Consider the following 20,681-nt stretch of genomic DNA (forward strand, 5'->3'; position numbering starts at 1 on the left):
CAAGCGCCTGTTTGGTATTAACTTACTATCTTTGGAAAAATCCTCTTAGACGAATAATATGATAAAAAAATTATTTCTTGTCGCGCTTGTTTTTATGACAACCTCATGCGACGAACTTCAAAATGTAGTTAGTACGTTACCCCAAGGAGATGGTGGCATAACTGATGCCATGATTGGAAACGGATTACGTGAAGCATTGGATTTTGGGATAGACAAGCAAGTTCAAAAACTTACTCAGACCGATGGTTTTTATAAAAATGAGTTGGTAAAAATCCTATTGCCAGAGGAATTACAAAAAGTTGATAGAGCATTGCGCGATATTGGACTTAGTAGTTTGGCCGATGAAGGGATTAAAGCACTGAACAGAGCAGCAGAGGATGCAGTGAAGGAAGCAACGCCAATTTTCGTAAATGCCGTGAAAGGGATTACTTTTAATGATGCAAAGAACATCTTATTGGGACCCGACAATGCTGCCACGAACTATTTGCAGGGCCGCACCAACAGTGCACTATACAATAAATTTAGCCCCGTAATTCAGAATTCCTTCGGAAGGGTTGGTGCCGATCAGATATGGACGAACATTATTAATAAATACAATACCATTCCATTTGTAAATAAGGTAAACCCAGACTTGACCGATTATGTGACCAATGAAGCCTTGAAAGGTGTATACACTATGATTTCGGTGGAAGAAAAACAGATCAGGACAAAAATTTCCTCACGTACCACAGATTTGTTACGTAAAGTATTTGCGTTACAGGATTAGGAATGTAATGTTTTGAAATAAGAAAAGGCTCCCAATAATCGCGAGCCATACCAACTAAAATATTCGCCATCGACGCATTGTACGGTGGCGTTTGTTTTTTGTTGAAGCTCGGTTACATCATTTTCTTTAAATGGATATGGTTCGGAAGACAATAAAATAAGATCGGCACGGTTCAGGTCTTCCAAAGAAACTTCAGGATAGCGCTTTTCATTCGAAACGTTTTCAAATCGATTCAATTTCAGCAATGTGTTTATGAAAGTATCGCTACCGGCCGCCATATAAGGTCGTTTCCATATAAGATACATTACTTTTCTATAGGGCTTATGTGCCATAAATAGTTCAAAATCTTCCTTGGCCTTTCTTATATCGTTAATCAATTGAATAGATCTTTCCGTAGCCCCCAATAGGGATCCTAAACCACTTATCATATCTAAACTATCCTCAAAACGTACCATATCGCTCACCCAAACGGGTGCGATGGTTTCGCATGTTTCAACAATTTCCTGGGTATTCTCTTCCTTGTTACAGATGATAATGTCTGGATTCAAGGATACTATTCGGTCATAATGCACATTCTTGGTGCCTCCAACCACGGTAGCCTCTTTCCTAAGTTCTTGTGGATGCACACAAAATTTGGTAACTCCTACTATACGATTTCGAAGTCCTAAATCGACCAATAACTCAGTTTGGGAAGGAACCAATGAAACGATTCGTTTGGGTGTCTCAGGAAAATAAAGTGCTCTATTTAGTTGATCCTTAACCTGCATTCAGGATTTCTTCCATTTGAGATTGCAGCTCTAGGGCACTTGCCCGTGCAGCTTCAGCGAAATCAGTCCCGTTTGACTTGTAAATGATCCCTCTAGAAGAATTGATAAGCAACCCTACTCTATCATTCATACCATACTTACATACTTCTGTCAAACTACCTCCCTGGGCTCCAACACCTGGAACCAGTAAAAAGGAATTCGGAACTATGTTGCGAATGTCCGCTAAAAACTCCGCTTTGGTAGCTCCCACTACGTACATAAGGTTTTCTGAATTCTCCCAGTTTTTTGAAGTCTCCAAAACTTCTTTATAAAGTTCTTTTCCTTGAATTGTCTTCGTCTGAAAATCGAAGGCGCCCGCATTAGATGTGAGTGCCAGAAGTATGGTGTGCTTATTCGTAAAACCTAAAAAGGGTTCCACACTATCCTTCCCCATATAAGGTGCGACCGTAATGGAATCGAAAGCCAAATCATCGAAAAATGCCTTGGCGTACATCTTTGAGGTATTTCCTATGTCCCCACGTTTGGCGTCTGCAATCGTAAAGATGTCCGGGTATTGCGAATTGAGGTACGTAATTGTTTTCTCTAGGGATTTCCATCCTTTTAACCCGTACGCTTCATAGAACGCAATGTTCGGTTTGTAAGCCACCGCAAGATCATGTGTGGCATCAATGATCGCTTTGTTGAAAGCAAAAATAGGATCTTCATTTTCCAGTACATGTTCAGGAATTTTTGCAAGATCCACATCGAGTCCTACACATAGAAAGGATTTCTTTTTCTTTATTTCTGAAACGAGCTTTTCGGTAGTCATGAAGCTGTAACTTCTGGGTTATGGGTTTAGCACTTAAAAGGTTTCTCCTGCTTCTTTAAGCTTTTCTGTATTGCTCACCAATTGAAGCTCATCTATAATCTTTTGAATATCACCATCGATTATATTTCCAAGATCGTACAATGTTAGGTTTATTCGATGATCGGTGACCCTTCCTTGTGGGTAATTGTACGTTCTTATCTTTGCGCTTCTATCACCACTGGTCACCATAGATCCACGTTTTGCCGCATCCTCGGCTTGTTTCTTTGCCAATTCGAGATCATATAGGCGTGAACGCAATACTTTAAATGCTTTTTCCTTGTTTTTATGCTGTGATTTCTGATCTTGGCATTGTGCCACCAGACCAGTAGGTTCGTGAGTTAGACGAACCGCAGAATAGGTAGTGTTCACAGACTGCCCACCAGGACCAGAGGAACAGAAATAGTCGATCCTAACATCTTTTGGGTCTATCTCCACATCAAATTCCTCGGCTTCGGGGAATACCATTACCGTTGCTGCGCTGGTATGTACCCGTCCTTGGGTTTCTGTTTGCGGAACACGTTGAACACGGTGTACCCCAGCTTCGAACTTTAACGTTCCATAGACGTCATCGCCTTCTACCTCAAACTGGATTTCCTTAAAGCCACCACTGGTTCCTTCACTAAAATCCACTACACTTACCTTCCAACCTTTGCCCTCGCAGTACTTGGTATACATTCTATGGAGGTCTCCAGCAAAAATACTGGCCTCATCACCACCGGTTCCCGCTCGAATTTCCATCACGGCATTTTTGGCATCTTCCGGGTCTTTGGGAATGAGTAAAAACTTAATTTCTTCTTCCAATTCTGGAATGCGCCCTTTAGCCTCATCGAATTGCATTTTGGCCATTTCAACCATTTCAGCATCGCTACCATCGCTAATGATCTCTTCGGCCTCTTTCAAATTATCCGATAAGGTTACGTACTCATTGCGCTTATCCATAAGGATTCTAAGGTCCTTATACTCCTTATTTAACTGGATATAGCGTTTCTGATCGGTAATGATGTCGGGCTGAATGATTAAATCGCTTACTTCATCGAAGCGCTGTTTTATGATTTCGAGTTTTTCTAACATAGATGCTTAGTAATCGGTCAAATTTACAATAATTTCAGGTAACATATGACCCTTGAAAGCAATGCCTAAGGAAAGATTTCATTGCTATCTAATTACTCAATTACAGGATTTTTTCACCCTCTACCTCTAACAGTGTAAATCGCGGTAAAAGTGTAAAGGAAATAATTAATAAAAAACGTGCGAAGTATTGTCCATTTATGGAATCTACAAATTCGTAATACCCTACTCCCCTGAACATTTCCGCAAAAATTAAGAATACAAGGAAAAAGATAAAGACTATAGAGTTTCTGGTATTGTGCTCATTATTATAAAGAAATGTAGTTACCGAGAGAATAAAGAAAGTAGCACAGCTAAAACAAATAGCAATAAAAAGTTCCAAACTACTTATGTACTCATACAGTATCTCAAGGAACATGAACATTAGCCATGCATTTATGAGTGCTACGGCGATCCATGAAAATAGAAATAAATTTTCCGGCTTTTTAAACTCAAGCTTCCCAACTACCAAGACAATAAGAAATAGAAAAGAGGAACCATTTAATATCATGGACCAAGTTGCGATGGCATTATTTTCATACCACAGTGTCAAAACACTTGAAAGGGTATAAAAGAGTGAATACCAGAGTACCATTTTGTTTTCCCGGAAACCAGAAAAAGCAATTATGACAAATGCCACCAAGCTAACCATTGCTCTCATACCCCTAAAATAATAGTGCTGTTCATTGGGGTGTAATAGAAGACTACACACCATTAGTATGGCTGGGATAATGACATAGATTATCCAACGATTTGGGGTTAGATAAGCTGGTTTCAGATATTAAACGTATTCAAATTATGAATCCAAGATAATCATTACACTTACTTCATTCCTAATTGTCCAGACGTTTTTTTATCAGAAATGGCATAGTTAAGCAGCATAGACAATGCCGCTATGAGTAATGCCCTGGCAATGTAAACGGCAATATCCCCATAGGCAATATCGTAATACCCAAGGGATCGGAATACTTCAGAAAAAATGAGCAAAAAAACAAAGAAGGTAAACATTAAGGTAGCTTTGTTGCTATAGTTATGATTAAACAACAAGGCTAAAAACCCTAGCAAGGTTAAGCTCATTGCCCCCAAAAGAATGAAGATATAGTGCAACCCACTTAATGTAAAAGCTTTTATAATAGCTACTAATTCAAACAATAGAAATCCGTTTATTCCAATAAGAATAATAAACAGTATGAGTAGCGCAGCATTCATTTTCTTTAGGTTTACTTTCGGAATGAGCGAAACAATAAGAATGATATAGGAAACAAAGCTGAGTAACATGGCCCAAGTGGCCGAAGTATTATTTTCGTACCATATTGTTAATATACTAGATAGCCCATAAACCATGAGGAAAGCCACCATTACTCGACTCACGCCCTTGGTTTTGTAGTAAATAAGCAAAGCTAAAAATGCGAAAATAATAATACCCCGACTCATTCTATAGGTATAGAAATCGCCCGTGGTATGAATATAAATACTAACTATCAAGAATATAATTCCAAGGACTGTGATTATTGCCTTGTAATTCTTATGTGTAATCCCCACTCGCATGTTCCAAGTAAAATGATTGTCCTACCATTGCTGGTAAACAACCATGTGTTCGGCACGAAAAATAGGAAATTTCTTACTAAAAAAGGTACGTGTAAACACCCATTTTTACTAAGGGTTAAAACAGCTTCCGATCAAGGGCTTCTTTTTCATTTTTCTTAAGAAGCACATAATGCACCAATGAGGCTGCTCCCACAATTAATAATGCCCGGGAAATATAGATCACGGGGCTTCCCATATTAAAATAGTAAGCCATAGCACTAAGAACTTCGGAAAAAATGATGCAATAAATAGCTACTGTGAACACAAAAGAATTTTTAGTGCTATAGGTGTGATTGTACAGCAGGGTGAGAAAACCGGTCGCTATGAAACTCATTGCAAAGAGTAGCATAAAAATATAATGCGAATCACTAAGTGTAAATTCGCCAATGAGTTCTACGAATTTATACAGTATATACACATTAACCAAGATGAGTATTATGGATACTCCTGCAAAATAGAAGTTCATTTTTTTGAAACTCACCTTTGGCAATAAAGCCTTCACGAACATTGCGTAGGCCACAAAATTAAGGAACATGGATACTGTTGCAAATATGTGATCCTCGTACCAAATAATGGCCAAGCCCGACAATCCGTAGAAAAAAAGGAAAAGCGCGAGCAATGGGTTCACTTGCTTCTTGCCGTAAAAAATCATGAGTCCCAAAAACACAAAACAGATAACTACTCGCGTAATTCTATAAAAGGTGGGGTCTTCATAAAAGGCTTCCGCATAGATACATAGAGCCAGAAAAATCACGGAAAGAATTTTTAAAACTGGCATGTAATTCGCTTTCGTTATACTGGGGAGCATGTAAAAAAAAGGATTAACTAGTTATACTCAAATGTACCATATTTTGATTTAATGGTTAATTTCTTGGAATTTGCAGCTTCTACCCTACCGACAATTTGGGCTTCTACCCCATACGATTTTGCAATCTCAATAATCCCAGATGCGCTACTATCATTCACATACAATTCCATGCGATGTCCCATATTGAAGACTTGGTACATCTCTTTCCAATCAGTGCCACTTTCTTCCTGAATTAGTTTGAATAAAGGTGGTACTTCGAAAAGATGATCCTTAATAACGTGGACATTATCTACGAAATGAAGTACCTTGGTTTGCGCTCCCCCGCTACAATGTACCATTCCGTGAATATGACTTTTATCGATTTCTGAAAGTATCTTTTTTATTATTGGGGCGTATGTTCTGGTTGGAGAAAGCACCAATTTTCCTGCATCTAAAGGACTATCGGCTATTGCATCAGTTAATTTTTTGGATCCAGAATACACCAACTCATCGGGTACTGCGGCATCATAGCTTTCAGGATAGTTTTTCGAAAGTATCTTGTGAAACACATCATGCCTAGCAGATGTTAATCCATTACTGCCCATGCCTCCATTGTATTCAGACTCATAGGTTGCCTGACCGAATGAAGCTAGCCCCACAATCACATCTCCTTCCTGAATATTGGCATTATCAATAACATCGTCCCTTTTCATTCGTGCTGTTACCGTAGAGTCTACAATGATCGTTCGTACCAAATCTCCTACATCTGCAGTTTCCCCACCTGTAGAATGAATGGTGACCCCAAAATCCTTGAGATCTGCAATGAGTTCTTCCGTTCCATTAATGATAGCTGAAATGACTTCTCCTGGGATCAGGTTTTTATTCCTACCAATAGTAGAGGAAAGCAAAATATCATCTACAGCCCCCACGCAAAGTAAGTCGTCTATATTCATGATAAGGGCATCCTGGGCAATACCTTTCCAAACCGAAAGGTCTCCCGTTTCCTTCCAATACATATAAGCCAAGGAAGACTTGGTTCCTGCACCATCGGCATGCATGATAAGGCAGTGGTCCTTACTACCTGTTAGGTAATCTGGCACAATTTTACAAAATGCCTTTGGGAACAATCCCTTGTCCACATTTTTAATAGCATTGTGCACGTCTTCCTTCCCCGCCGAAACCCCTCTTTGGGCATAGCGCTTTGAAATTTCTTGGCTCATGGCGTTAAATTAGTTTCGCAAAAATACGTAATGAAAAAACGTCCCGAAAATAAGGGACGTTTTTTTATGCGTTTGCTATTTTATTATTCCCAATCGGGCATAAAGGAATTAGTGAACAATAGTTCCCTTAGATCTATGATATCATCGAAGACAAATTTGTAGATATTTCGTTGAGAAACCCCATCGTTTGAAGTATTCATGAAAATCACAGCTCCTTCATCGGGTGAGTACTTTGCATCTAAATCATTCGTTCCAGAGGGTTTATCTGTGGCAATTTCCGTAGAATTCATTGTTGCAAAATCATATTCAAATATTCTACTATCCAATTGTCTATAGGTCGCATTTTCGAAACCGGAAACATCCCTTGTGTATAATAATTTAGTTCCATCGATAGAAAAATCTATTCCGCCGAGTGCACCCAGTACATTTTCTATAACGACTGCAACCTCAACATCCAAGTCTGGATCTATAATCACTATCCTAGCGTTATACCCACTGGCGTCATTGGTTTTTATTGCTATTAAATTATTAGCTTCATTGGTATCAATTTCGGTGATAAACCTATCGGGAGCGGCCTGATAAATAAAGTCCCTTCCCGTTCCAGTAACATTGATTGCATATAATTTATTAAGGTTAGGATACAATAGCCTTTGTCCATTATCCAACCATGAGAAATCTACTTCATCCTGTCTAAAACCTGCCACGGGCACCACATTGGTTACTTGGTCAACCTCGGTTCCATCCAGGTTCATAGTAAACAAGTGCGTTTCAGACCCAACAGTTCTAAGAAAAGCTAGCTTTCCAGTTTGAACGTTCTTTCTCGGCCTAAAGCTATTTTCTGAAGAAGGCGTTAATTGAAACACTCCTTGATCAGGATCTCCATTTTCTTCGGCCAAATCATCACCAGAATATATTACATTATTATTACCGTCCTTTTTCACAAAAAAGAAGCGTTTGTCGATAAGACTAACCGTAGAAAAGCTACTAAGCGCACTTTCAACGGGTGGATTTATATCGTCTGATGCGGTTACTTGCCAGAAGTAGTTCGTTCCAATGTTCAATCCCGACATGGCATATGTCGTATCGACTAAATTCTCGACCAACATAACTTCGCTGGTGGTACCATTTCTCAGTTCGAACGTATACGTTATAGGATCGGTATCACTATCGGATGAATTCCAAACAAATTCCAATTGAGTGTCAACTTCGGTAGCGTTGTCTGCTGGGAATACCAAAACTGGCGCCAAGGGTTCAGCATTATTCGTCGAAGACTCCAGCAATTCGAAAACGACATTAATGGTTCTTCCATCCTGCACATTGGCGGGTTCGAATCCTGTTATAAATTCATCGACTTCAGCTTGGACAGAATAGTCACCCACTTGTACCTGACCCATGGTAAAGTTTCCATTCTCGTCGGTAAAAACCGTATTGGTTACAGGGTTGGTGGTAACTTTTGCGTTTGCTATAGGTGTATTAGACCCTTCCTGTACCACTTTACCCTCTAAGATTCCAGATCCTGTTTCCGCAAGTCCATCCTCTGAACAGGAATTAAAAGCGATGCTTATCCCTGCGACTAGACTAAGTATATATATTATCTTTTTCATTTCTAATTTGTATTAGAATTACCAATTCCTTCAATTTGAATAGGTGCTGTACTCTTCTTTTTCCCAAGGGAAAAACTTACACCCAAACCAAAGTTGTAATAATAATCATCCCTTTTACCACTTTCGAGTCCATCCAACAGATCTGTAAAAAGGAGGTCCGATTCAAAAAATCCGCGAACAGCCCATCGATCCGTTAATTGGGCAATGATGCCGACACCACCTTGAATTTTTGGTGCTGGATCTACCTTTCCGAATGCAGATTGTGTACTCGATGGATCGAACAACACACCACCGCCACCATAAACAAATGGAGTAAAGTTATCGTATGGAAGCACGATATATTCTAAATTTATGTCTGTAGTAAGGAATTCTTTATCAAAACTGAAACTACTTTCAAAATTTTGATAGGTAAGGTTAGCTCCCAAGTTTAAGTGATTGGTAATCTTATGGGAATATCCTAGGGATGCCCCATAGGAAAGGGGTTTCTTTTCGTAATCCCCGTTCATAATCGTAGCAAATCCAGAAGCATTAACCGATCCATAAAAATCCCGCTCCCGCTGACGTCTGCTATACAGTAAGGTAGACTCTTCCAAGGCTTTTTCTTCCATATAGGCATCTACCAATTGTTGATTCATCTCAGGACCTTCTTGTGTAGACCACAGTTCGTCATTGATTCCTTCTATGATAAGGGATTCAACAGCTCTTTCTATGGCATCTTTCATTGCCAATTGCACGGGTTCATTTTTGGTCATCCCGGTTTCAGCTTCCAACAATCGCTGGAAATTTACATAACGGAACAAACTGGCATCCACAGCTTGTGAGAGAATGGTTTTTGAAACATACACTGTTTTCAAAATTTTCCCGTTGGCCGTGGACACGGCTCTCAAATAGATCGTAATACGATCCTGACGGTATTGTGTAGAACCTCCCACACCGAAGTACCTTGCCCCAATTCCACCTGTAATAATATTGGAATCGTAGGAAACAATTCCACCTTCTAACAGAATACCTGCAAAGAGGAGCGGTGGCAATTTGGGTTCATTAGGATTTGTGGTTTTTCTAAATTCATCCCTTGTGGTCCGAATGATATTTCTTTCATTCAATAAGTTATTCAGGTTTTCCCTCTCAATAGGAGTAAACCACTTGGAGTCTTCCAAGGCCTTAATGAGCATGGTAGTTGCCCCCTGGCTCACAGCAGTACTAAAGGTACTTCCGTTTTCAACACTTTTATATTGTCCCGTCTGATCCTTGAAATTGTATACCCCAACAACAACCGGCTCTTGAGGCATTGGTAATTCCTCGAGAATCTTGCTCCTAGGCGTACGCTCCCCTATCCGGGCGTCTTCCGGTTTGTAGGGTTGGTTAAAATAGGTGCCGCAAGCTGTAAGAAGTTGACATGCAACCAATAAATAGAATAGCTTCTTCATTAAGAAAGTATAGGTTGTTAATTAGGAACTATAATTTGTGTCTGTTCCCCTGTTGAAGTATCTAGGATATTAATGACCAGACCTTCGCCCGAGTCGAAAATTTCCAATTCCAGGCTTCCAAAAGTAAAGGTTCCTTCTTCCAATCCATCACCTAATTGACTAGAAAAAATACTTCGCTCTAATTGGTTTAGCAATTGCCGGTTTAGGTCATCTGTAAACTCTTGTAAGTCGGTTCGGTCACCATCATCACTAGGATCTGTAAAAGAGTTCTGCGCATTGGCAGCATTAAGAAGCCATTGATGGTTGAATGTATCCCCCCCAAATGCGGGGTTCACAGGCTTGTACACCAATTGTTGGCCAAAGGCAGCAACGGATACAAACATTATGGTAAGGGTCAGGATTGTTTTCATATCGATAAAACTAATACTTTTTAACCAAACTTCTACTTTTCCTCATTTGGTTAAAGTAGATATTTGTTCTTCTAATAGCCGCTTCTACCATTTGATCAAGGTAATCGGCTCTTGGATTCAAAAAAAACTGAAAAATAATGATGTCGCCAGCCAGTACTTGTATTTTCGTACTGGTTCCCAAAGCAAAAACTTCGTTTACCACAACTACTTCTTCTCCCTCTATTTGATCTAACAGGTACTTTTGGGCATACGAACGGTAGAAGTCCTGTCCGGGTTTGGTCTTGGTATTTTCTACCACTATTCCTTTTAGAACTACCCCATCTGCGCCACTATATACCTTATCGTCGGACACGGAGTTGTTTTTGGCAACCACTTGTTGTTCTTCTTGTATGGCTCCTAATTCATTCATTATAACCCTATCCTTTCCTACAATTTTATCTTCCTTATCATATATAAGTAGTAAAGCGATAGTTCGAGTTTTTAATTCTGCATTTACATTTAGGGTAGGAAGGCGTTTTTTCTCTCCCGATCGCAAAACGATTCGGTCTGTCTTTTCGTCTTTTGAAAGATTATTTCCTATGGAGTCGTTTTTAAATATGCTCAACACGTAACGAAGGGATTTATCTCCATCCGATTTGTTGGCGGCAAAACCAGTAACATCAAAAAATTCCCCATTGGATTCAATATCAATTGAAGCCTCAATTTCGGCATTATATATTTGGGCTGTGCACCCAATCGAAAAAAGGGATATACAAAGGAAAGTGACTAGAATCGTAGCACGATCCATGATCTACTAGTTGAAGTTTCTAATAATAATGGATTGGGAGTCTCCGGTCATGTTAACCTTCATCTCTTCAGAAATGGAATTCTTCCCGTAAAGTGTGAGGTTTTGTCCATTTCCATTCTGGATCAATTGTAGACTGCGAACACTACTTCCACTACTAAAATCTACGAAGCTATGCCTGTTCCCGTTTTGGATAACGGTTTCACTAACGGCTTGTGCTTCTACATTTACATAAATATTATTGGCATCTCCGTTCTGAAGAAAATTGAAAGATACCTCATTGGCATCAGCGTTGGCTGAAATTTTATTATTGTCCCCAATTTGTTCTATAAAAATAGCACTGGATGCACTTTGTTGCGCACTTGCTTGGGACACTACAGCTGAAGAAACATTATCTCTCTTCACACTGTTAAGAAGTGCTTCCGAATTATCGCTGCGATACGTCTGTCCCAACACAGTTCCACACGCCATTATGCACACAACGATTAATAATATGTTCAGTTTTTTCAACATAGTTGCAAATTGCTTTCTATAAAGATACAAAATAATTAAAAAGGGTAAGGGTAGACGTACTACCCTTACACCTTAGTTAGGAGTTAAAAGCGACTATCTTTTTCTTAGTTACTTTGTGTCACAACGGAACTGTTTGAGTTTCCGATTTGCGTCACATCACTCATATGACCATTACCAGTCTGGGTAACGGTACTAGAGTTAAAGTCTCCATCTTGCCAAACACAGCTTGTGTGATCATCTCCAGTTTGTAATACAGTACTTGTATTAATGAAACCATCCTGATACACTTTGCTATAGTTGTCATTTCCAGTTTGGATTACACCACTGATGTTGTTTGTACCCATTTGGTCTACATAACTTTCGTTATCATCACCAAATTGCTTCACATCACTGAAGTTTCCAAATCCATCTTGATTAACCTCACTATAGTTTCTGTCTCCGCTCTGCAATACACTACTGTTATTAAGTGTCCCTACTTGGTCTACATAACTTTCGTTATCGTTACCAGATTGAGCAACACCAGAAGTGTTATTGTTTCCATCCTGATCTACATCAGAATAGTTGTCATCACCGGACTGAATTACTAAAGATCCGTTAGCAGCTCCAATTTGAAGTACCCATGAGTCGTTGTCGTTTCCAACTTGAGACACGCCACTTCCATTAAAGTCACCTTGCTGATCTGTAAAAGCGAAGTTGTCGTCGCCCATTTGAAGTACAGAACTGATGTTATTGTCTGAATCTCCACCAGTAGTATACTGGTCCACATGAGCGTAGTTACCGTTTCCAGTTTGAGTAATGGTTCCAGTGTTACCATCGTTACCAGTACTCAGTCCAGAAAAACCTTGGTGCGCATGCGCATCATTGTCGTTTCCTGTTTGAGTTACAGTAGAGGTATTTCCGTCACCCAATTGCTGAGTGTCACTGTCGTTATCATCACCATCCTGTAATACGGTAGACCCATTGGTTACACCAACCTGAAGAACGTCACTTTCGTTATCGTCCCCTAATTGGTCCACATCGGAGTCATTCATATAGCCCACTTGCGTAACATCGGAATCGTTTCCGCTTCCTAGCTGATACACAGAGCTATTGTTCATTTGTGCATAAGATACCACTCCAACTAGAAGGGCTATTGCACATGCTAAAACTTTTTTCATACTTAGATAATAATGCCCTGCGGATTCTTAGGCCCGCAGGACCATTAAAAATTGGTTAGTTACTTTGAGATACAGAACTGCTGTTACTGTTTCCGTACTGCTGAACGTCACTGTTGTGAGAAGCACCAGACTGACCTACAGTACTGAAGTTAGAGTTACCAACTTGTAGCGTACGGCTAAAGTTGAATACACCATCTTGAGTTGTGTAAGCCTGGTTCAAATCACCTTCTTGTCTGTTCTGAGCGTCGTTGTCATCTCCTGTTTGAGAAATGTCAGCAGTGTTTCCGTCTCCTACTTGGTAGTTACCGAAGAAACCTCCGTTTGCAAGGTTACGGTTACCATCCTGAGAAATAGAAGCAGTGTTTCCGTCTCCGTACTGTCCTGTTCCAGAGTCGTTATCGTCTCCGTCCTGGTCGTTAGAAGCCGTGTTCATGTTACCATCCTGACGGATACCCCATACAAGACCTGGTCCACCACCTTGGTTACGGTTACCATCCTGATCAGAAGTAGCCGTGTTATCGTCACCTGTTTGAGTAGTGATGAAGTGGTTTAAAGTTCCTGTTTGGAAAGAGTTAGAGAAGTTTCCGTTTCCGTACTGCTGAGTAAGGTTGTCGTTATCATCTCCAATCTGACGAACACCAAAGTTTCCTCCGTTTGCCATGTTGCTGTTTCCTACTTGATCAATAACAGACCAGTTGTTGTTCCCTTCTTGAGAAGTACCAGCGTTGTTATCGTCTCCAACAGAAGAAGTAGAAGAGTAGTTGTCGTTACCTAACTGACGAGTACCCCAGATTAAAGAAGGTCCACCACCTAAGTTACGGTTACCTTCTTGGTATACATCGGCGTCATTGTTAGCACCTACTTGATCAACGTCGAAATCGTTGTCATCTCCAATCTGATCTACATCAGAATCGTTCATTACTCCATTTTGAGTAACCTCAGAGGCGTTTCCGTCTCCAGTTTGGTCAACATCAGAAAGGTTCATGTACCCAGTCTGGCTTACAGAAGATCCGTTGCCACTACCTGTTTGAGTAACAGTACTCGTGTTCATTTGTCCAAAAGCAACAGCTACACAAAAAAGAGCCGCTACAGTTAAAATTAGATTTTTCATAATTCTTGTTTTGATTTAAATAAAGGTTAATTAATTACTATTTCTAGTTGCTCTGTGTTACCACAGATGAGTTATTGTTTCCTATTTGATCTACGATACTACTGTGAGATGCGCCTGTTTGGCTAGTATCTGCGAAGTTCATGTTTCCATCCTGTGTGATACGGCTAAAGTTGAACGTACCGTCCTGAGTAGCTGTAGCGTCGTTATCATCACCAGTTTGAGTGTTCTGGGCATCGTTGTCATCTCCAAACTGAGAGATAGCAGCAGTGTTTCCATTTCCGAATTGGAAGTTACCGTAGAAACTACCGTTGGCGTCGTTACGATCTCCTACCTGTACAATAGTAGAGGTGTTTCCGTCTCCAAATTGACCTGTTCCAGAGTCGTTGTCGTCTCCGTCTTGGTCACTTGTAGCAGAGTTTCCATTTCCTTCTTGTCTTGTTCCCCAAAGGAAGTTTCCGTTGTTACGGTCACCAAATTGAGTAGTAGTCGCAAAGTTGTCGTCTCCTCTTTGTGTAGTAGTGTAATCGTTTTCGTTACCAATCTGGAAAATTCCGAAGTTTCCTCCATTGGCTGTGTTACGATCACCCACCTGGTCAATAGCAGCTGTGTTGTCGTTACCCCACTGTGCCGTACCAGCATTGTTGTCATCTCCTACAGAAGAAGTGGTAGAGTAGTTACGCTCACCATTCTGGTTGGTTCCCCAAATTAAAGATGGACCACCACCTAAGTTACGATCACCTTCTTGGTACACATCGGCTTCGTTGTCTGTACCTACCTGATCTACATCAAAGTCGTTGTCATTCCCTATCTGATCTACATCAGAATCGTTAGTAACACCGGATTGAGTAACCTCAGAGGCATTTCCATCACCTGTTTGGTCAACATCAGAAAGGTTCATATAACCAGTCTGACTTACAGATGAACCGTTACCGTTACCTGTTTGGGTTACAGTGCTTGTGTTCATCTGTCCGAACATTGCTGCCGCGCACATGATGAAAGCCACACTTAACATTAGTTTTTTCATAATTAAAATTTAGTAATAAGGTTAATAATTAACTGTTAAACAATTGATTACACATTTCATAAGCCGCTTAAATTGAGCGGTAGAACGTAGGGTTATCCATAAAAAATTACGAATAACACGAGGTTATTTGGGAAATATATGTCGAGGAGAATGCAATCCGTTGAAGGGTTATGACTAGTTGTAATTTTGGTTCTCAACGTTCAATTGCATTTCAAAGATGTGAAAAAAAACCGTAAATTATATACGTACTTATACGTACACCCTTGAGGTTCAAATTGGTTTGTAGGAATTTACTTGTTAATGAAAATTTGGTTGTTAGACAACGAACATTAAAAAATCGGCCAATGGTATAAAAAGCATCAAATTGACCAAATGTTAATTTTTTGTTAAAATTAATGTAGTTTTCTTACAATTGACCAAATCAACTGTTTTCACTTGAAAATGAAGCATATAAAAGGATCATACCCCATTTAGCCCATTAAACGTGGATACCTTTCGATGTAATTTCCTACAGGTGTATTTAAAATAAAAACCCCGCAAATACTTGCGGGGTTTCATCAATGACTGGTTTGCAATTATTAATGTGTGAACAATAGTTCCCTGTATTTGGTCAATGGCCAGATCTCATCATCTACCAATAGTTCCAATTTATCACAGTGGTATCTTATTTCATCAAAATAGGGTTTCACTTTGTCGCAATAGGCAAATGCACGTTTTTCGGCATCATCTAATTTGTTGGCCTTCTTTCGTTCACTGATCATATCGGTAATTCCCTTGTTTATTTTAGCGATATGTCCGCTTATGCCTTCGATAAGTTCCATTTGTTCATTGGCATACTTCCTAAAGTCCTTACCATAAATATCCTTTAACCCTTGTACGTTTTCAATAAGGATGTTCTGATAATGAATTCCGGTTGGGATTACATGGTTTCTGGCAATATCACCCAATATGCGACCTTCAATCTGAATACGCATAGCATACTCTTCGACCTCGATCTCATGGCGAGCCTCGATTTCGACCTTGCTCATAATTCCTAGTCCTTCGTATAAAGCGATGGTTTTTTTAGAAACCTGAGCCTTCAACGCCTGTGGGGTTGTTTTGTTATTGCTCAATTTTCTCTTCGCAGCTTCCTTCTCCCAGGCTTCACCATATCCATCCCCTTCGAAACGGATACGTTTAGAGTCCTTAATATATACCTTAAGTATATTGAAGATCGCATCATCCTTTTTCATACCCTTGTCCTTGATCAAGGAATCTACTTCAGCTTTGAACTCAATAAGTTGTTTGGCCATGATCGCATTAAGAACGGTCATTGGTTTTGCGCAGTTGGCTGTAGATCCCACTGCCCTAAACTCAAATTTGTTTCCGGTAAATGCAAAAGGTGACGTTCTGTTACGATCTGTATTGTCCAATAGGATTTCAGGAATCTTTCCTACCACATTAAGCTTTAGGTCCGTTTTATCTTCTGGTGACAACTTTCCGTTTTTCAATTTTTCCAGCTCATCCAATACGGCTGTAAGCTGCGATCCTATAAAAACTGAAATGATTGCCGGAGGTGCTTCATTGGCCCCCAAACGGTGATCGTTGCTCGCACTGGCAATGGCCGAGCGCAGTAACTCTTCATATTCATTTACTGCCTTTATGGTATTAATGAAGAACGTAAGAAATTGTAAATTCTTCATTGGGGTACTACCTGGGCTCAAAAGGTTTACCCCGGTATTGGTAGCTAGTGACCAGTTATTGTGCTTTCCACTACCATTAATACCAGCAAATGGTTTTTCGTGCAACAATACTTTAAAGCTGTGACGATCCCCTACTTTGCTCATCACATCCATTAATAAGGAGTTGTGGTCAACAGCAAGGTTTGCTTCTTCAAAAATGGGCGCCAGCTCAAACTGATTTGGTGCTACCTCATTGTGCCTAGTCTTCACCGGAATACCCAAAAGCATGCACTCATTTTCCAAATCCCTCATATAGTTAAGGACACGTGTAGGGATAGATCCAAAATAATGGTCGTCTAATTGTTGCCCCTTGGCCGAAGAATGCCCTAAAAGTGTTCTTCCTGCTAATGCAATATCAGGTCTCGAGTTTGCCAATGCACTATCTATAAGGAAATATTCCTGTTCCCAGCCTAGTGTTGGATTCACTTTGGTCACATTCTTATCGAAATACTTCGCAACAGCTGTGGCGGCCTGGTCAACTTCTTGTAATGCGCGTAATAAAGGTGTCTTATTATCTAATGCTTCACCTGTGTATGCCACAAATACGGTAGGAATACATAGTGTGGTTCCATAAATGAATGCCGGAGATGTCGGGTCCCAAGCTGTATAACCACGAGCCTCGAAGGTATTCCGAATTCCACCATTAGGAAACGAGGAAGCATCCGGTTCCTGTTGCACCAACTGTCCCCCTCCAAATTTTTCTAGGGCTCCACCTCCACTTGTGGTTTCAAAGAACGCATCATGCTTTTCTGCAGTAGAACCTGTTAAGGGTTGAAACCAGTGCGTATAATGGGTAGCCCCTTTGGCTATGGCCCATTCTTTCATTCCGGTAGAAATCTGATCTGCTACCGTTCTACTAATTTTAGATCCGTTTTCAACAGCGTCCATAACACTGTTAAAGGATTCTTTGGTTATGTATTGTCGCATTGCTGCTTCATTGAATACATTTTGACCAAAAATTGCCGATCTTCTTTCGGCTTCCTTTACCTCAACCAAAGGTCTGTTTTGACTCTCCTTGATTGCTTGAAATCTTAATGTGGACATTTTCTATGTACTTTTTAAGGGTTGAATCCTGAAATATTTCAGAATTATCAATTTTATGGGGCAAAAATATGATTTTTGAGTACACACCCCCTATTTTTTTATAGTTAAGTTATCAAAAAATGTAATTTTTATGTTGACAACCCCCTGTTTTTTGAGAATAATGAAAAATTAATTGAAAATTGATACTGTAGAAGAAACAATTAATTTATAAATGCCAAACTGATAAAGATGGCATAGGCAACGACAATAACCAGTCCTTTATATTTACCTATACTGAAACTTTTGGGGAGGAATGCTAAAGGAATAAGTACAGCGGCAAAACCCAGCATCCAAAAGATATCATGAGAGAGTACCTTGGCACCATCTTCGGAGAGCACACCAGCATCGTTTAACATGGAAATGGGTTGAATAATGGCCGTAATTCCCAATACAGAGGCAATGTTGAAAATATTGGACCCAATAAGGTTCCCCAAAGAAAGGGCCTTTTCCTTTTTAAGTGCAGCAATTACCGAAGCAGCCAATTCGGGCACACTAGTTCCCACTGCAATCATGGTTACAGCAATAACCCCTTCACTCACTCCCATCGTCTTTGCTAAATCTACTGCCCCCTTCACCAGCAACTCGCTTCCACCCCATAATGCCAAGCCACCAATAACCAGCCACAAGAAGATCTTTACACCAGACACTTTGGCCAATGCACCATCTACCTCTTCAGAACTTTCCTCATTTTTAGATCGTCTTGCACGGGTGATCAGTATCCATAAATAGATAAAAAGTGCCACCAGTAGCCCAAACCCCTCAATTGCATCAATCTGCTTGTCGTTGTTCAATAAAATATAAAGCGCTACAGAAAGCAGCATCATGACCGGCCAATTAAACTTGTAGAAATCCTTATCGATAGCCAAAGGCGTAATAACCGCTGTTATACCAAGTACCAGACCAATATTTGCAATATTGCTGCCAATGACATTACCCAGCGAAATGGATGAATATCCATCCATAGCAGCCTGAACACTTACCAATAATTCCGGAGCCGATGTGGCGAAGGATACCACAGTAAGGCCAATAACCATTCTGGAAAGATTCAATTTAAAAGAAAGGGCCACAGATGCCCTTACCAGAAATTCCCCTCCTACCACCAATAAGGTAAGTCCCAATAGTATATACAGTACACTCATAAACTGGCACGAATATACTATTATATATAGGTATACCATAAAGCAACTACCCTGAGATTTTCAATATTTTTTCAACAAGCACACAATAACAAACTACATTATTAGTTATTTAACTACAAAATTAGTTGTATAACTATAAAAATAGTTTTAAGTTTGTCTATCATCAATCAAATCATTAGTTATATGTACAAGCCATTACTCCTATTGATAGCGACAATCACCTTCTCCTGCAAGGAAACAAACAAAGAACTTTCTCAAGTTTCCCCAACCCATATGGACAAGGTATCGGCATATATGCAAGAAATAACATTAGAGGGCTTTTCTGGTTCCATCTTAGTTAATTATAAAGGAGACGTCTTCTCAAACGGATATGGAATGAACAATTCTGAAGCAGGCATAGCAAACACAGCGGAAACCGTTTATGACATGGGTTCCATCACCAAACAGTTTACAGCCGCAGGTATTCTTAAATTGGAAATGCAGGGCAAATTAAGTGTGAAAAATACCCTGTCTTCCTATTTTGACAATGTTCCGGATGACAAAAAGGACATTACGGTACATCAGTTACTTACACATTCCTCGGGCCTAATAGATGGCATAGGTAATGATTACGATGCCATTTCGGAATCAGAATTTAAGAATCAGGTTTTTGAAAGTGACCTGCTCCATAAACCCGGGACCAAATATTACTACTCCAACGCAGGGTACAGCCTTTTATCCTTGATTATTGAGAAAGTTTCTGGTCAAAGCTACGAGGAGTATCTCTCTGCGCAATTATTTCGACCGGCAGGTATGGGACACACTGGATATTCTAAACCGGATTGGAATTCCCAGAATATTGCGACAGGTTATCACGGCGAACATGCCTTGGGAAAACCCAACGAACAAAATTGGGATGGCAACGTTCCCTATCTTCATCTTAAAGGAAATGGAGGCATCCTATCTACCGTTGAAGATCTTTATAAATGGCATACTATCTTATTAACAGATGAAGTACTGGACTCATCTGCCAAGGAAAAATACTACTACCCCCACATTAAGGAAGATGACGAGGGTAGATCACATTACGGCTACGGCTGGGCCATTTTCCCCACCCCAAGAAACACCCAGCTCATTACCCATAACGGAGGTAACGGGGTCTTTTTTGCAGACTTCCTGAGATATCTTTCTGAAGACATAACCATTATCCTCATGTCCAATAGGAGTTCGGCGCACACCGAACGGGTTGCTATGCAAATAGCCGGATTGCTATTGGTAGAGGATTTCAATCCGCTATTACCTTCCGAAATGAAAGAGGAATTGGAAGACTCGCAGATAGATGATTTTGTCATGGATACCTTTTTGGCCATTCGGGATGGCAAACCAGAAATTTGGGAAACACTACTGGAGGGGAATGCCTCCGAAGAATTTTTGAATGCCGCTCCCATGGACACACACATTAAATACTTCGAAAAATTCAAAAAGAGAATGGATAATGGAAAGCTTGTATCGATTGCCGTTGAAGACGATCAAATCATTTCTGAAGTAACAACGCCCCAAGAATCTTTGCTATTCATCCTTACCTTTTTGGAAACAGACGAGGGTGACATTAAGCTAGATGGTATTAAAGTGGAAGAAAATAGGTAAA

At 40.1% G+C, this 20,681-nt stretch carries 19 protein-coding genes; 2 read left to right on the forward strand and 17 right to left on the reverse strand.

Going from position 1 to position 20,681, the window contains the following annotated elements:
• Positions 1–58 precede the first annotated feature (58 nt).
• Positions 59–766: a DUF4197 domain-containing protein gene (locus tag AC6JAD_RS01115; protein WP_461304192.1), complete on the forward strand. Its 708-nt coding sequence runs from the start codon at positions 59–61 to the stop codon at positions 764–766.
• On the opposite strand, the gene AC6JAD_RS01120 is transcribed toward AC6JAD_RS01115, so the two are convergent.
• The 17 genes from AC6JAD_RS01120 to AC6JAD_RS01200 form a co-directional block, all read right to left on the reverse strand.
• Positions 763–1,533: an ABC transporter substrate-binding protein gene (locus AC6JAD_RS01120; protein ID WP_461304193.1), complete on the reverse strand. Its 771-nt coding sequence runs from the start codon at positions 1,531–1,533 to the stop codon at positions 763–765. The genes AC6JAD_RS01115 and AC6JAD_RS01120 overlap by 4 nt on opposite strands.
• Positions 1,523–2,341 carry an orotidine-5'-phosphate decarboxylase gene (gene pyrF, locus AC6JAD_RS01125; protein ID WP_461304194.1) on the reverse strand — a complete coding sequence of 273 codons (819 nt, stop codon included), beginning with the start codon at positions 2,339–2,341 and terminating at the stop codon, positions 1,523–1,525. The genes AC6JAD_RS01120 and pyrF overlap by 11 nt, the downstream gene beginning before the upstream one ends.
• Positions 2,342–2,374: 33 nt before the next feature.
• Positions 2,375–3,451, reverse strand: a complete 1,077-nt coding sequence (prfA, locus tag AC6JAD_RS01130; protein WP_461304195.1) for a peptide chain release factor 1 — start codon at positions 3,449–3,451, stop codon at positions 2,375–2,377.
• 100 nt (positions 3,452–3,551) lie between these two features.
• Positions 3,552–4,148: a hypothetical protein gene (locus AC6JAD_RS01135; protein WP_461304196.1), complete on the reverse strand. Its 597-nt coding sequence runs from the start codon at positions 4,146–4,148 to the stop codon at positions 3,552–3,554.
• A 161-nt stretch (positions 4,149–4,309) separates the two neighbouring features.
• Positions 4,310–5,035, reverse strand: coding sequence for a hypothetical protein (locus tag AC6JAD_RS01140; protein ID WP_461304197.1), 726 nt, complete (start codon positions 5,033–5,035; stop codon positions 4,310–4,312).
• Positions 5,036–5,150: 115 nt separating this feature from the next.
• The gene (locus tag AC6JAD_RS01145) at positions 5,151–5,852 is read right to left on the reverse strand and encodes a hypothetical protein (RefSeq protein WP_461304198.1); all 702 of its coding nucleotides are present in this window, start codon (positions 5,850–5,852) and stop codon (positions 5,151–5,153) included.
• 47 nt (positions 5,853–5,899) lie between these two features.
• The gene (locus tag AC6JAD_RS01150; RefSeq protein ID WP_461304199.1) at positions 5,900–7,081 is read right to left on the reverse strand and encodes an AIR synthase related protein; all 1,182 of its coding nucleotides are present in this window, start codon (positions 7,079–7,081) and stop codon (positions 5,900–5,902) included.
• An 83-nt stretch (positions 7,082–7,164) separates the two neighbouring features.
• Positions 7,165–8,685 (reverse strand): carboxypeptidase regulatory-like domain-containing protein, encoded by a 1,521-nt coding sequence (locus AC6JAD_RS01155; RefSeq protein ID WP_461304200.1) that lies wholly within the window; start codon positions 8,683–8,685, stop codon positions 7,165–7,167.
• A 2-nt stretch (positions 8,686–8,687) separates the two neighbouring features.
• Positions 8,688–10,112: a CsgG/HfaB family protein gene (locus AC6JAD_RS01160; protein WP_461304201.1), complete on the reverse strand. Its 1,425-nt coding sequence runs from the start codon at positions 10,110–10,112 to the stop codon at positions 8,688–8,690.
• Positions 10,113–10,129: 17 nt separating this feature from the next.
• Positions 10,130–10,522: a curli production assembly/transport component CsgF gene (locus AC6JAD_RS01165; RefSeq protein WP_461304202.1), complete on the reverse strand. Its 393-nt coding sequence runs from the start codon at positions 10,520–10,522 to the stop codon at positions 10,130–10,132.
• Between the two features lie 10 nt (positions 10,523–10,532).
• Entirely contained in the window at positions 10,533–11,309 is a 777-nt protein-coding gene (locus tag AC6JAD_RS01170; protein WP_461304203.1) for a CsgE family curli-type amyloid fiber assembly protein, read from the reverse strand.
• Positions 11,310–11,315: 6 nt separating this feature from the next.
• Entirely contained in the window at positions 11,316–11,819 is a 504-nt protein-coding gene (locus tag AC6JAD_RS01175; protein ID WP_461304204.1) for a hypothetical protein, read from the reverse strand.
• Positions 11,820–11,923: 104 nt separating this feature from the next.
• Positions 11,924–12,976 carry a hypothetical protein gene (locus AC6JAD_RS01180; RefSeq protein ID WP_461304205.1) on the reverse strand — a complete coding sequence of 351 codons (1,053 nt, stop codon included), beginning with the start codon at positions 12,974–12,976 and terminating at the stop codon, positions 11,924–11,926.
• A gap of 55 nt (positions 12,977–13,031) precedes the next feature.
• Positions 13,032–14,087 (reverse strand): hypothetical protein, encoded by a 1,056-nt coding sequence (locus AC6JAD_RS01185; protein WP_461304206.1) that lies wholly within the window; start codon positions 14,085–14,087, stop codon positions 13,032–13,034.
• Between the two features lie 43 nt (positions 14,088–14,130).
• Positions 14,131–15,111 carry a hypothetical protein gene (locus AC6JAD_RS01190; protein ID WP_461304207.1) on the reverse strand — a complete coding sequence of 327 codons (981 nt, stop codon included), beginning with the start codon at positions 15,109–15,111 and terminating at the stop codon, positions 14,131–14,133.
• Positions 15,112–15,689: 578 nt separating this feature from the next.
• Entirely contained in the window at positions 15,690–17,876 is a 2,187-nt protein-coding gene (locus tag AC6JAD_RS01195) for a glutamine synthetase III family protein (protein ID WP_497865876.1), read from the reverse strand.
• A 200-nt stretch (positions 17,877–18,076) separates the two neighbouring features.
• A complete protein-coding gene (locus AC6JAD_RS01200) occupies positions 18,077–19,054 on the reverse strand; it encodes a calcium/sodium antiporter (RefSeq protein WP_461304209.1) in 978 nt (325 codons plus the stop codon).
• 183 nt (positions 19,055–19,237) lie between these two features.
• Between AC6JAD_RS01200 and AC6JAD_RS01205 the strand changes: the two genes are divergently transcribed.
• On the forward strand, positions 19,238–20,680 hold the full coding sequence (locus tag AC6JAD_RS01205) for a serine hydrolase domain-containing protein (RefSeq protein WP_461304210.1): 1,443 nt from the start codon (positions 19,238–19,240) through the stop codon (positions 20,678–20,680).
• Position 20,681 lies beyond the last annotated feature (1 nt).

Source organism: Aureisphaera sp., from assembly GCF_059726885.1.

What these genes read in the sequence shown, in the direction of transcription:
- AC6JAD_RS01115 (WP_461304192.1), top strand. Translation starts at nt 59, where the DNA reads ATGATAAAAAAATTATTTCTTGTCGCGCTTGTTTTTATGACAACCTCA.
- AC6JAD_RS01120 (WP_461304193.1), bottom strand. Translation starts at nt 1,533, where the DNA reads ATGCAGGTTAAGGATCAACTAAATAGAGCACTTTATTTTCCTGAGACA.
- pyrF (WP_461304194.1), bottom strand. Translation starts at nt 2,341, where the DNA reads ATGACTACCGAAAAGCTCGTTTCAGAAATAAAGAAAAAGAAATCCTTT.
- prfA (WP_461304195.1), bottom strand. Translation starts at nt 3,451, where the DNA reads ATGTTAGAAAAACTCGAAATCATAAAACAGCGCTTCGATGAAGTAAGC.
- AC6JAD_RS01135 (WP_461304196.1), bottom strand. Translation starts at nt 4,148, where the DNA reads ATGAGAGCAATGGTTAGCTTGGTGGCATTTGTCATAATTGCTTTTTCT.
- AC6JAD_RS01140 (WP_461304197.1), bottom strand. Translation starts at nt 5,035, where the DNA reads ATGCGAGTGGGGATTACACATAAGAATTACAAGGCAATAATCACAGTC.
- AC6JAD_RS01145 (WP_461304198.1), bottom strand. Translation starts at nt 5,852, where the DNA reads ATGCCAGTTTTAAAAATTCTTTCCGTGATTTTTCTGGCTCTATGTATC.
- AC6JAD_RS01150 (WP_461304199.1), bottom strand. Translation starts at nt 7,081, where the DNA reads ATGAGCCAAGAAATTTCAAAGCGCTATGCCCAAAGAGGGGTTTCGGCG.
- AC6JAD_RS01155 (WP_461304200.1), bottom strand. Translation starts at nt 8,685, where the DNA reads ATGAAAAAGATAATATATATACTTAGTCTAGTCGCAGGGATAAGCATC.
- AC6JAD_RS01160 (WP_461304201.1), bottom strand. Translation starts at nt 10,112, where the DNA reads ATGAAGAAGCTATTCTATTTATTGGTTGCATGTCAACTTCTTACAGCT.
- AC6JAD_RS01165 (WP_461304202.1), bottom strand. Translation starts at nt 10,522, where the DNA reads ATGAAAACAATCCTGACCCTTACCATAATGTTTGTATCCGTTGCTGCC.
- AC6JAD_RS01170 (WP_461304203.1), bottom strand. Translation starts at nt 11,309, where the DNA reads ATGGATCGTGCTACGATTCTAGTCACTTTCCTTTGTATATCCCTTTTT.
- AC6JAD_RS01175 (WP_461304204.1), bottom strand. Translation starts at nt 11,819, where the DNA reads ATGTTGAAAAAACTGAACATATTATTAATCGTTGTGTGCATAATGGCG.
- AC6JAD_RS01180 (WP_461304205.1), bottom strand. Translation starts at nt 12,976, where the DNA reads ATGAAAAAAGTTTTAGCATGTGCAATAGCCCTTCTAGTTGGAGTGGTA.
- AC6JAD_RS01185 (WP_461304206.1), bottom strand. Translation starts at nt 14,087, where the DNA reads ATGAAAAATCTAATTTTAACTGTAGCGGCTCTTTTTTGTGTAGCTGTT.
- AC6JAD_RS01190 (WP_461304207.1), bottom strand. Translation starts at nt 15,111, where the DNA reads ATGAAAAAACTAATGTTAAGTGTGGCTTTCATCATGTGCGCGGCAGCA.
- AC6JAD_RS01195 (WP_497865876.1), bottom strand. Translation starts at nt 17,876, where the DNA reads ATGTCCACATTAAGATTTCAAGCAATCAAGGAGAGTCAAAACAGACCT.
- AC6JAD_RS01200 (WP_461304209.1), bottom strand. Translation starts at nt 19,054, where the DNA reads ATGAGTGTACTGTATATACTATTGGGACTTACCTTATTGGTGGTAGGA.
- AC6JAD_RS01205 (WP_461304210.1), top strand. Translation starts at nt 19,238, where the DNA reads ATGTACAAGCCATTACTCCTATTGATAGCGACAATCACCTTCTCCTGC.